Annotated in this window: 12 protein-coding genes; 3 read left to right on the plus strand and 9 right to left on the minus strand. The window is 61.2% G+C overall.

What is annotated here, in order from left to right; all coding sequences use genetic code 11:
• Positions 1-285: 285 nt before the first annotated feature.
• The 7 genes from CKW16_RS31415 to norR form a co-directional block, all read right to left on the minus strand.
• A complete protein-coding gene (locus CKW16_RS31415; RefSeq protein WP_095133604.1) occupies positions 286-756 on the minus strand; it encodes an SCP2 domain-containing protein in 471 nt (156 codons plus the stop codon).
• Entirely contained in the window at positions 750-1640 is an 891-nt protein-coding gene (locus CKW16_RS31420) for a U32 family peptidase (protein ID WP_095133606.1), read from the minus strand. The genes CKW16_RS31415 and CKW16_RS31420 overlap by 7 nt, the downstream gene beginning before the upstream one ends.
• Before the next feature lie 10 nt (positions 1641-1650).
• Positions 1651-2646: a peptidase U32 family protein gene (locus CKW16_RS31425; protein ID WP_095133608.1), complete on the minus strand. Its 996-nt coding sequence runs from the start codon at positions 2644-2646 to the stop codon at positions 1651-1653.
• A gap of 122 nt (positions 2647-2768) precedes the next feature.
• A complete protein-coding gene (gene glp, locus CKW16_RS31430; RefSeq protein WP_095133610.1) occupies positions 2769-4004 on the minus strand; it encodes a gephyrin-like molybdotransferase Glp in 1236 nt (411 codons plus the stop codon).
• A complete protein-coding gene (moaB, locus tag CKW16_RS31435) occupies positions 4001-4555 on the minus strand; it encodes a molybdenum cofactor biosynthesis protein B (protein ID WP_046046532.1) in 555 nt (184 codons plus the stop codon). Before moaB ends, glp begins: the two co-directional genes overlap by 4 nt.
• A gap of 238 nt (positions 4556-4793) precedes the next feature.
• Positions 4794-5441 (minus strand): pyridoxamine 5'-phosphate oxidase, encoded by a 648-nt coding sequence (gene pdxH, locus CKW16_RS31440; RefSeq protein ID WP_095133612.1) that lies wholly within the window; start codon positions 5439-5441, stop codon positions 4794-4796.
• 88 nt (positions 5442-5529) lie between these two features.
• Positions 5530-7059: a nitric oxide reductase transcriptional regulator NorR gene (gene norR, locus CKW16_RS31445; RefSeq protein WP_095133614.1), complete on the minus strand. Its 1530-nt coding sequence runs from the start codon at positions 7057-7059 to the stop codon at positions 5530-5532.
• 156 nt (positions 7060-7215) lie between these two features.
• Here norR and ytfE point away from each other — a divergent pair, with 156 nt between their 5' ends.
• Entirely contained in the window at positions 7216-7890 is a 675-nt protein-coding gene (gene ytfE, locus CKW16_RS31450; protein WP_095133616.1) for an iron-sulfur cluster repair protein YtfE, read from the plus strand.
• Between the two features lie 75 nt (positions 7891-7965).
• Here the strand turns inward: ytfE and CKW16_RS31455 are convergent, their stop codons facing one another.
• Together CKW16_RS31455 and CKW16_RS31460 are read right to left on the minus strand one after the other, a co-directional pair.
• The gene (locus CKW16_RS31455; protein ID WP_095133618.1) at positions 7966-8406 is read right to left on the minus strand and encodes a CopD family copper resistance protein; all 441 of its coding nucleotides are present in this window, start codon (positions 8404-8406) and stop codon (positions 7966-7968) included.
• A 25-nt stretch (positions 8407-8431) separates the two neighbouring features.
• The gene (locus CKW16_RS31460; protein WP_095133619.1) at positions 8432-9622 is read right to left on the minus strand and encodes an NnrS family protein; all 1191 of its coding nucleotides are present in this window, start codon (positions 9620-9622) and stop codon (positions 8432-8434) included.
• Positions 9623-10105: 483 nt separating this feature from the next.
• Here CKW16_RS31460 and CKW16_RS31465 point away from each other — a divergent pair, with 483 nt between their 5' ends.
• Both CKW16_RS31465 and CKW16_RS31470 read left to right on the plus strand, forming a co-directional pair.
• Complete coding sequence (locus CKW16_RS31465) at positions 10106-10789, plus strand: Crp/Fnr family transcriptional regulator (RefSeq protein ID WP_008156275.1); 684 nt, start codon at positions 10106-10108, stop codon at positions 10787-10789.
• Positions 10790-10794: 5 nt separating this feature from the next.
• Complete coding sequence (locus CKW16_RS31470; RefSeq protein ID WP_095133621.1) at positions 10795-10983, plus strand: protein DnrP; 189 nt, start codon at positions 10795-10797, stop codon at positions 10981-10983.
• The last annotated feature ends 144 nt before the right edge of the window (positions 10984-11127 follow it).

Raw genomic sequence — 11127 nt, forward strand, 5'->3', positions numbered from 1 at the left:
TTGATCTTGATCTGCCCCGTCGGAAGGCCGAGCGCAGGTTCTGCGCAGTGGGCACCGCGGCAAGGATGCCGCGGTAGCCGCCCCCGGCCATGGATGGCCGATGGCGGCGGGCCCACGGAGCAGGACCGGAGCGAGGGCATGCCGAGCCTGGGCGAGGCACCGTACGTCAGGGGCGAAAGCGTTTGGTTACTTGGCGCTTTTCCAAGTGACCCGCCGTAAGGGCGGAACCCTAGGCGGCCATTACCACAGGAATGGATATGTACCCCAACCAAAAACACAGCTCGACTAACCGGCCGCCACCCCCTTCCCCGCCCGCTCCAGATTTCGCCACAACCAAACAGGCAACACATCAGGATCAAGACTGTCGATCAAGTTCTTCAACGCCAACCCCAACTCCGTATCACCCTCAATCACCAAACGCCTGCGAAAGAACAACGTATCCGGATCCTCCTGACGACTCGCCAACAATAAAAACTCACGCCAGTTACCACTGATGGTCACATGCGCGTCGGCGTGTTCGGCAATTCGCAACCCTTGACGGGTCAGCGTCAGATACCAGGACAACCCCAGATCCGGAATCCGCAAGCACAACCAACGCCCACGCAACACTTCAAACTCGCCATCGCGCAACGGCTCGGCAAGGCAACGATTCAGCGCCTGCTGCAACGCCAGACGCTGCACCGCAAAAGGCACCCGACGCACCAACGGCAACAACCGGTCGGCACCTTTCAACAACCACTTTTTACGATTCAACACAGGCCGACCTCCTCAACGCGCAACATGCCGGCCTGGCCATGCCAGTAACCGTTGCAACCGTCGACGAACAGCGGCGGCGTCTCGCCCAGACGAACCCGTTGATAGGCGGCAATGACCTCGGCCATGCCCTGAGCGCGAGGGCTCAGACGCAACAGATCGGCACCACAAGCCACCAGCCCGGTGTAATCCGCCAGCAAGTTGGTCACCTCGGCCGACATCGTTTGAATACCGTTAATGGTGAACAGCGCCTGCCCTTCCTGACTGGTCAACGGCAGTCCATCGGGGTAGTTGAGGCAGCAAAACCGACAGTCGTCCTTGGGCAGGTTTTCCGCCCGAGCGGTGAAGCAGCGTGCGGAATAGGCTAACGGCAAATGCCCATAAGCAAAGATCTCGACTTCCGGCACCTCACGGCCCAGTTCGCGCACCTGATCGAGTACATCGCCGATCAGCGCCGCCGAACACTCCACCGGCGGCACCCAACGGGTCATCCCGCAGTCCAGCAGTTGCGCCAGCGTATGACCGTTGTACAAATTCAGCGCCGGGCCGCCCACGAACGGCAACTTGCGCTCGGCCAAAAACTGCACCGCGCCCATGTCGTTGGCCTCCACCAGCAATTGGCCGTTGTCGCAGAGCCGCCGCAGGCTGGACAGTTCGGAGGCCGCTTCGATCAGCGTCAGGCTGGAGATCACCAACTGTGCCTGGCTGCATTCCTGCAACTCGCGCCCCAGACCCAGCCATTGATCCAGTGAAAAGGCCCGGCGTTTCGAACACACGGTTTCCCCCAGATAAATCACATCCAGGGGCAAGGCCGACATCTCGGCGTAAAAGTTGCTGAGTTGCTCTTTGTCCCAATAAAACAGGACCGGTCCAAGGCTGAGCTTCATGTCGCCTCCCTCATTGCCATGATCGATGGTAAGCACCCAGGGTGGTCTGGCTGCCTTCGGACAAACCGGCCAGCACCCGACGCCATTCCTCCTTGACCCGAAAACTGCCCGGCGAGCCACGATGGGCATCCAGTGCCGCGCGCCAGACGCGGGTGACTTGTTCGACATAGGCCGGACTGCGTTGCCGGCCCTCGATTTTTACCGCCTCGACGCCGATGGCCGACAATTCCGGCAGCAAGTCAAGGGTGTCGAGGCTGGTGGGTTCTTCCAGCGCATGAAAGCGTTTGCCGCCGACCAGGAAGCGGCCTTTGCACAGGGTCGGGTAACCGGCGGGTTCTTCAGGGGTGTAACGGTCGATCAGCACTTCACTGAGCCGTGCGCTCAAGCCTTCAGCGTCTTCGCTCCAGCGCACGGCTTTGGCCGGTGAACAGACGCCACAAAGGTTCGGCGACTCGCCGGTGATGTAGGAAGACAGATGGCAACGCCCTTCGGCCATGATGCACAAGCTGCCGAAGCCAAACACTTCGATGGGCACCGGGCTGCTCGCGGCGACCTGGCGCACTTGCGCCAACGACAACACTCGCGGCAGCACCGCGCGACGAATCCCGTAGCGTTGCGCATAAAACTCCAGCGCCGCGGCATGGGTTGCCGAGCCCTGGACCGACAGGTGCAACGCCAATTGCGGATGCCGCTGGCTGGCGTAGTTGAGTACCCCGGGGTCGGCGGCGATCAGCGCATCCACGCCGAAATCGGCGGCGCGATCGACTGCCCGCTGCCAGCGCTCCCAGCCCTTGGGTTGCGGGTACGTGTTGACCGCGACGTAGAGCTTGCGTTGATGCTGGCGGATGTGGGCGACCGCAGCGTCGAACTGTTTGTCGTCCATGTTCAGCCCCGCAAAATGCCGGGCATTGGTGTCATCGCGAAAACCGACATAAACGGCATCGGCGCCTTGGCGCACCGCCGCTTTTAGCGCAGGCAGGTTCCCTGCCGGGCAGACCAGTTGCATGGGTAATCCTCATGGAAAAACGCGTCTCGACCCTCAATCGATGCCTGTGGCGCAGCGATCGAAAAAGGCGCTGCCAGTCTAGCGAGACCGGCAGCCAGAGCCTTGACGGCAATCAATTGCCATCAATGCATCAGGTCGGCGAATGACAGGAACATCACGTTGTCGTGCTTGAGCACTTGCTGCTCGCACTCGATCACCGCCAGCCCGTCGGCCCAACACGCGGCGGTCAGCATCGCCGAGCTTTGCTGAGGGTGCAGCTCAACGCTCAACTGGCCGTCAGCACCGGGCGTCAACCGTGCCCGCAGGTACTGCCGACGCTTGTTACGCTGCAACCAGTCGAACCCGGCGGGCACGGCCATTGGCACCGGCAACACGTCTTTCACGCCTTGAGCCCTGAGCAAGAACGGACGCACTACCACCAACGCGGTAATCAGCGCCGCCGAAGGATTGCCCGGCATGCCGATCCACGGTTTGCCGGCCACTTCGCCGAAGGCCAGCGGTTTACCCGGCTGAATGGCCAGCCGCCAGAAATCCAGACTGCCGAGTTCCTCGATGGCCTGTTTGAGGTGATCTTCCTCGCCCACCGAGACGCCACCGGAACTCAACAACAGGTCGCATTCCGAAGAGGCCAGGCTCAAGGCATGCCGGCTGGCCGCCAACTCATCGGCCATCACGCCGTAGTCGTGAACCTCGACGCCCCAACCGCTCAACAACGCCGCGAGGCAATAGCGATTGCTGTTGTAAATCTGCCCCGGCGCCAATGGATCGCCCGGCTCACGCAGTTCATTGCCGCTGCTGAGCAAGCACACCTGCAACGGGCGGTAGACCTCGACCCGCGCAATGCCAGCGCCGGCCAGCAACCCTACTTCTTGCGCACGCAGGCGTTTACCGGCCTGGAGCAACAGATCGCCCCGGCGAACCTCCTCACCTTCCTTGCGTACGTGATCGCCAAGGTTTACGGGCGGAAACCAGACGCGCTCGCCGTCGATCCGGCAGCGCTCTTGCGGTACCACCGTGTCGGCACCCGGCGGTAATGGCGCGCCGGTAAAGATTTGCACCGCTTGCTGCGCGAGCAACGGCGAGCACGTCTGATCCCCCGCCGCAATTCGTCCGCCAATCAACAAACAGCCTCCGTCCGGTGGCAGGTCAGCGGCCCTGAGGGCATAACCGTCCATGGCACTGTTGTCCCAGGCCGGCAGGTTGACAGGGGAATGAATGTCCGCCGCCAGCACCCGCCCCAAGGCTTGATCCAGTCCGATCTTTTGCGCCAGGGGCGGCGGCGGTGCCTGGTCCAGCAGACGGCTGATGGCCTCGTCCACCGGCATCAGATTGCCGAGGTCGCACACCCGGCCAGTCATGAGCGTGACTCGCAGGCGTCGATGACCCGTTGCGCTTGCGGTTTCAAATGCGGGGCGAAATTGCACGGGCCGGTGCGGCTGTCCAATTGTTCGAGCAGGATCTGGTTCCAGGCGGTTCGACACGCGCCCGGCGAGCCCGGAACGCAGCACACCAGCACGCCGTTACTCATGCCGGCCAATGCCCGGGATTGCAGACTGGACATGCCGATCTCCGCCAGGGACACCTGACGGAACAGTTCACCGAAGCCTTCCACGTGTTTGTCCAGCAATGGCAAGACCGCTTGCGGAGTGTTGTCGCGCGCGGTGAAACCGGTGCCGCCGGTCATCAGTATCACTTGAACCTGAGGGTCGGCGATCCAGTGAGAGACCTTGGCGCGGATCTGATAAATGTCGTCCTTGACCAGGTCACGATCGATCAATACATGCCCGGCCGTTTGCAGCAAATCCGTCAGGGTCTGCCCCGAGGTGTCGGTGTCAAAGGTGCGCGTATCGCTGATGGTCAGCACGGCAATGTTCAGGGGTTCAAACGTGCGTTGCGCCAGATGGGCCATATCCAAGCCTTCCCGTGTATGAGGGTATGGGACAAAGCCTGAACTGGAATTCGCAGTGAGCCTATTCCTCCAAGGAGGTACCTCCACGGGGACATAAGAAGATTGTTTAGGGCACACAAAACCTGTGGGAGCGGGCTTGCTCGCGAAAGCGGTTTGTCAGCCGCAACTAATGTGCCTGATACACCGCTTTCGCGAGCAAGCCCGCTCCCACATTGTTTTTCATTGCTACACGTTCTGCTCAAGGCGCCAGGCGGTTTCGCTGCCATACGCCGTCACACAACCGGTAATCAAGACGGTCATGCAAGCGGTCGGCACGGCCTTGCCAGAACTCCAGACGCTCAGGGTGCAAGCAGTAGCCGCCCCAATGCTCGGGCCGCGGCACGGTCTTGCCGGCAAAACGTTGGGTGGTTTGTAGCAACAGCGACTCAAGCTCGGCCCGATTGGCCAACGGCCGGCTTTGCGGTGAAGCCCAGGCGCCCAGGCGACTGTCTTGTGAGCGGGAATCGAAGTACGCATCCGACAGCGTCGGGGCGAGCCTGGACACCTGGCCTTCGATACGCACCTGACGCTCCAGCCCCGGCCAGAAAAAGGTCATGGCGGCATGCGGGTTAGCGGCCAGTTGCTGGCCTTTGTCGCTCTGGTAATTGCCGAAAAATGTGAAGCCTTCATCGCTCAAGCCCTTAAGCAGCAGGACCCGGCAGTGCGGACGCCCTTCACTGTCGACCGTCGCCAGCACCATGCTGTTGGCTTCGACAGGCGCGCGCTCGGTGTCGCGGGCCAGTTGCATCCATTGCCGGAACATCGCCAGCGGGTCGTCCAGCGCCGACTCGTCTTGCAGGCCAAAAAGGGTGTAGTTGCGGCGCATCTGTGCCAGGGAAAGGGGCATGACGGTGATCTCCAAAAAGGTTCTGCCCAGTGTGCTATGCACTGCGCAAGACCACCTTGATCACCATCAACACTGAGCACACCCAACCTTATTTGAGGCGCAGACGCCGAGCCAGTTTGTGCAGGTTGCTGGGATCGACTTCCAGAATCCGCGCGGCGCTGGCCCAGTTCTCCCCGGACAGGCTCAAGGCCTGGAGAATTTTCTTGCGCTGGTAATCGTCGACCGCTTCACCCAGGGGCTGGAACGGCTCATCAGCCGTAACGTCCAGGGGACTTTCGACGACCGCGCCCTGCCCGCCCATGGCACTGTCGAGGTCCAGAATCTCGGGTTCCAGCGTCATGATCAGGGTGCGACTCGTGCCGCGACTGAGCTGCTTCAACGCGGCCCGGCTGATCACATGCTCCAGCTCGCGCACGTTGCCCGGCCAGCTGTAAGTCAGCAGCGCCCGCTCGGCCGCCGGCGACAGGCGCAAGCCGCGCAGGCCGAGCCGCGCCCGATTGAGCTCAAGGAAATGCCCGGCCAGCATCAACACATCGTTACCCCGCTCGCGCAGCGGCGGAATCGGCACCGGATACACCGAGAGCCGGTGATACAGATCGGCCCGAAACAAGCCGTCGCGGATGCTGTCCGGCAGGTGCCGGTTGGTCGCGGCGATGATTCGCACATCGACATGCAGCGGTTTGTCAGCGCCGAGACGCTGGATCTCGCCGTTCTGCAGGGTACGCAGCAACTTCGCTTGCACGGCCAATGGCAATTCACCGACTTCATCGAGAAACAGCGTGCCACCGTTGGCGGCATCGAAACGTCCGGCACGGTCACTGGTGGCGCCGGAAAACGCGCCTTTGACATGGCCGAACAATTCACTCTCTGCCAGAGACTCCGGCAAGGCGGCACAGTTAACGTGTATCAGCGGTTTGTGGTGGCGCCTTGAAAGACGATGCAAGCGCCGGGCGAACAGCTCTTTGCCGACACCGGTCTCGCCCAGCAGCAATACCGGCAGATCGGAGTCGGCCAGTACGTCCAGTTCATTGAGCAACTGATGCAGCACCTCACTCTGCCCGAGGATTTCGCCTTCATCAGCCGGCCGCCGCACGTCTTGAGTATCGCTGCGGGACAAGCGCAGGCTGCGGTTTTCCTGCTCAAGCCGGGTGACTCGTACGGCGGCTTCGATCTGCAAGGTGCAGCGCTTGAGCTCTTCCCGCGCACGGCTGTCGAAGGTCCCGGCGTGCAGCGCATCGAGGGTGATCGCGCCCCAGATCCGCCCCTCCACATACAGGCTTACGCCCATGCAGTCATGCACCGGCAGCGGTTCGCCGACGTGATTGTCGAGCAAGCCGTCATAGGGATCCGGCAGGCGACTGTCGGGCTCGAACCAGGTGGGTTCGCGCGACGCCATGATCGCCGCCAGCCGCGGATGCTGGGCGATGACGAAGCGGCGGCCCAACGCTTCATGCACCAGTCCCACCGTCGCGACCGGCCTGAGGCTGTCGTCATCCAGACGCAGCAATCCCACGGCGCCACTGTTGAAATACTCGCGCAGGGTCTGGACCAGTCGTTGCAACCGCACGGCATTGGGCAACTCGACAATCAGGTCGGCCGCCAGGCTTTCACGCAGCATGGTAGTTATTACCCTCTATGGTTGGATTCACCCTAAAGCGTCCGGGTGCCTATCACCACAACTAAAAATTAAGCCATATTTTTCAATACGTTAAATATGGCATGCCGGATGCAATGAGCCTGGGGAACCGTTGAAATCCAAAAAAGGAACCCCCTGATGAGCCTGACTCTACTGGAACAAAGCCTCGGCCAACTGGCCTGCGACATTCCCGGCGCCACGCGGATTTTTCACACCTTCAAACTGGACTTCTGTTGTGGCGGACATAAAAGCCTGCGTGAAGCGGCCGCCAGCAAAGACCTCGATCCGGTGCTGATTGCCGATGCGCTGCACCGGCTGCAAGACACCGGCGAAACCCAACACGACTGGCGCAACGAACCGTCGGAGCTGTTGATCGCCCACCTTCTGGCCCGTTACCACGCCCGCCATCGCGAGCAACTGCCGGAACTGATCCGCCTGGCCCGTCGCGTCGAGCAGGTCCATGGTGCGCGCAGCAGCTGCCCCAACGGCCTGGCCGATCTGCTGACCGACATGCAACAAGAACTCGAAGGCCACATGCTCAAGGAAGAACAAGTGCTTTTCCCGATGCTGCAACAGGGCATCGGCCCTCAGGCCGCGCCGCCGATCCAGGTGCTGCGCTTTGAACATGATCAACATGGCGAAGCCCTCGAAAAGCTGCTCGCGCTGACCAACAACATCACCCCGCCGGCCGATGCCTGTAACACCTGGCGTGCCCTTTATCGTGGGCTGCTGGAGTTTCGTGATGACCTGATGCAACACATCCATCTGGAAAACAATGTGTTGTTTGTTAATGCCTTGAACCGTCGTCATTGATCGATTGCCGCTCACACCCGACCCGCGCCAGCCCACCGGTTGACGCGGGTTTTGTCTGTCAGGGAAGGCGTGTGATCAACCGTGCCAATAGAACATCGCCTTGGCCAGGATCACGATCAACACCATGTGCCCGAGGATGCTGCGGCGAATCCAGCTGGCGCGGGTCGTGGTCAGTCGTGCGCTTTTCAGCCAGTACGCCAGCAGGAAGTAATGGCCGATGATGCTCAGCGCCAGGACGATCTTCAGGCTCAGCAACGTGCCAAAACTGCTGGCCAGCGGCTGACTCAATACGCCACGGTGCTGCCACGCCAGGCTGATACCGGCGCCATACAACAGCAACACCACGCCATGCAGCACCTTACGCGAGCGCACCGCAATCGCTTGATCTGCGGTCGTTTGCGCGGTATCCGCCAACTTCTGACGGACGCGGTGCCAGATCACCACTTCGAAAAACAGCGTGCCGATGAAGGCAATCGCTGCCAGCAAGTGGGTGACCAGTAAAAAGGGATATAACACCGGCAGCCTCCATCAGTTCACGTGGTTAGCCCGGATGACCGTCCACCCGGGCCCGCAGCAGCATCGGCCCATAGCGCCAGGCGTACAGCGCAAACGCCAGCGCCCAGCACAAACCCGCGAGCCACAATGCAGGCAGGGGAAAGAACAGGATCAACACGATCCGGCTCAGACAGGCCAGGTTGAGCAGAATGAACGCCAGGGTCATGCCCGACGGCGGCTCCAGCGAGCGGCCGGTATGCCCCAGGCTGACCCGTGCAATCATCGCCAACACCAGGCCGCCCATGGCGCCGATCGTCAGGCAATGCACCGCCAGACTCGGGTTGATCGGCACACCGAAATGCCACAGCGCCATGCCGAGACAGGCCACCGCCAACCAGGCATACGCCAGGTACAACGACCACAGCAACGGCACACGCCAGAGGGCGCGATCATGCCAGCGAACCAGGCGCACCAGATGCCCGGCGGCCAACACGGCGAACAACAGGCCGACCCAGAGATTGGGATCAAGTGCTGGTCCGGCGGCGTACAACAACGCCACGAGAGGAGAGCCAATCAGCAGCAACCAATCCAGCCAAGGCCAAGGGGTAACGCCCTCGACCTTGCCGAGACCGCGCTGGATGAAGAACGGTATTACGCGCCCGCCGATCAAGCCCATCATCGCCGCCACCAGCCAGAGGCCGGTCAGCACGCCTTGACGCTGCCAGCCTTCATGACCTTCGACCAGGCCGTACAGGGACAACCCGTCGGCCGCCGCTAACAACAGCAGCACCACCGCAATCGGGTAGTTACGTTTCTGCCGCACCTTCCACAAGGTGAACCCCATGAGCGCGGCCACCGCCAGCGGGAACGCCAGTTCCAGCACTGCGAGCACCGGCCACGGCGCATTGACCAGCCAGGCCACGCGCGCCAACAACCACAGCAACGCCAGCGCGGCCAGGGGTCGCCCGCTGAGGCCGGGACGACCGGTCCAGGTCTGCACCGCCGTCAACAGAAAGCCCGCGATGATCGCCAAGCCGAACCCGAACAGCAATTCGTGTCGATGCCAGCCCAGCCAGCCACCCGCCGGCTGCCAGTCGGAAAGCGCACCACTGAAGGCGGCCAGCCAGAGCGGAATGGCCAGCACTGCCAGAAGGCAGCCGGCGAGGAAAAATGGCCGAAAGGCCAAACGTAACAGCGGCGCGATGGCCATCGCTTTACGGCGGTCGAGCACTTGCATAAAGCCACTCCTTTACCTTGCTGCTGACCTGACGCCAACCTGCACGCGTCTAGGTAAGTCCGGGGGCAATGATCGGGTATTGGCGATCAATTGCCTTTGTCGCAGATCAAGTGTGCAAGGGGCGTGCCCCGATGCCGATCCGCGCCGGTAGCAAGCCTCGCGTACCGCCGATGAAAACTACTCAGGGTACAAATGACCATTTAAGGGTTATTTAAACCCTAAACCTCGTGGTTGTTTTTACCCTCCCATCTGAGAGCCCCAGTAAACAAAGGCCTCCGGGCATGGCCCGCGTCTTGCTCAAGCTTTCAGCAATCAAAGAAACCTTGATCCCTCTCGATCCCCAGGAGTCGTCATGAAAAAAGTCATCCAGCCGCTGGCCTGGTTTGTGGTGCTGACCTCGGTTCTGGCGTTGGCCAGCGGCGTCTCGCTGGGCCTCGTTTGACTTGATCGCCATCCCCTCCTCAATCCTCAGGATGAATTCTTATGGTGCTTCATCGCGTCCATCACCAGATTCTGCGCAGTCATCACTTGTTCGAGCCGTTGAACGAAGAACAGCTGGATGAATTGATGAGTACCAGCCACTTGCTGAGCATCGACAAAGGCGAACCGTTGTTCCGCCAGGGCGAGCCGGCAGACTCGTTCTATTTCGTGATTGCCGGCGCGGTGAAAATCTACCGCCTGACACCGGATGGTCAGGAGAAAGTGTTTGAGGTGATCGGCGATCGGCAAACCTTCGCCGAGGCGATGATGCTGATGGACACCCCGAACTATGTGGCCTCGGCTGAAGCGATCTGCCCGACTCAGCTCTATCGGTTATCCAACAACACCTACATGCGCCTGCTGCAGAGCAATAGCCGACTGACCTTTGCGCTGCTCGGCAAGCTTTGCGTTCGCCTGCATCAACGGGTCAACGAAATTGAAACCCTGTCCCTGAAAAACGCCACCCACCGGGTCGTGCGCTATCTGCTGACGCAACTGGTGCGCCAGCAAACCGTTGACAGCCAATTCGAACTGCCAATGGCCAAGCAATTGATTGCCGGGCATCTGTCGATCCAGCCGGAAACCTTTTCGCGGATCATCCGTCGCCTGATCGATGAAAATATCATCACCCAGGACGGCCGCCAGATCGCCATTCTCGATCGTCTGCGCCTGGAACAGTTCGAGTGAGTGCCATGCCCGTCTGTTTGTATTGCCAACACGTAAACCCTGCAGAAGAAACCGAGTGCCGCCAATGCGGCATGCCCCTGCCGGCATTCGCCGCACAGGCGGGGGAACGCCGGCTGCGCCGATTCACGTGGTTCTGCATCGGCCTGACGATCTTCTGCGTGACGATGTTTTTCTGGCTGCCACGCAGCGCCTGATCCCCACACCTCTCCCCTGTAATTGAATGGACTCGCCCACGCCGAGGCGTCAATGCGCCACGGTGGCAGTCTAAACAGCCAACGACAGCGAGGGCGAGTCCATGAAAAAGCATACTTCGATTGATCAATCCTTGTCTTCTGCCG

Origin of the sequence: Pseudomonas sp. Irchel s3h14, from assembly GCF_900187425.1 — a bacterium.
Taxonomy (GTDB): Bacteria; Pseudomonadota; Gammaproteobacteria; order Pseudomonadales; family Pseudomonadaceae; genus Aquipseudomonas.

Coding starts and splice junctions, on each gene's coding strand:
- ytfE (WP_095133616.1), top strand. CDS start 7,216: ATGAGCCTGACTCTACTGGAACAAAGCCTCGGCCAACTGGCCTGCGAC.
- pdxH (WP_095133612.1), bottom strand. CDS start 5,441: ATGCCCCTTTCCCTGGCACAGATGCGCCGCAACTACACCCTTTTTGGC.
- CKW16_RS31420 (WP_095133606.1), bottom strand. CDS start 1,640: ATGAAGCTCAGCCTTGGACCGGTCCTGTTTTATTGGGACAAAGAGCAA.
- moaB (WP_046046532.1), bottom strand. CDS start 4,555: ATGGCCCATCTGGCGCAACGCACGTTTGAACCCCTGAACATTGCCGTG.
- CKW16_RS31465 (WP_008156275.1), top strand. CDS start 10,106: ATGGTGCTTCATCGCGTCCATCACCAGATTCTGCGCAGTCATCACTTG.
- CKW16_RS31425 (WP_095133608.1), bottom strand. CDS start 2,646: ATGCAACTGGTCTGCCCGGCAGGGAACCTGCCTGCGCTAAAAGCGGCG.
- glp (WP_095133610.1), bottom strand. CDS start 4,004: ATGACTGGCCGGGTGTGCGACCTCGGCAATCTGATGCCGGTGGACGAG.
- CKW16_RS31460 (WP_095133619.1), bottom strand. CDS start 9,622: ATGCAAGTGCTCGACCGCCGTAAAGCGATGGCCATCGCGCCGCTGTTA.
- CKW16_RS31470 (WP_095133621.1), top strand. CDS start 10,795: ATGCCCGTCTGTTTGTATTGCCAACACGTAAACCCTGCAGAAGAAACC.
- norR (WP_095133614.1), bottom strand. CDS start 7,059: ATGCTGCGTGAAAGCCTGGCGGCCGACCTGATTGTCGAGTTGCCCAAT.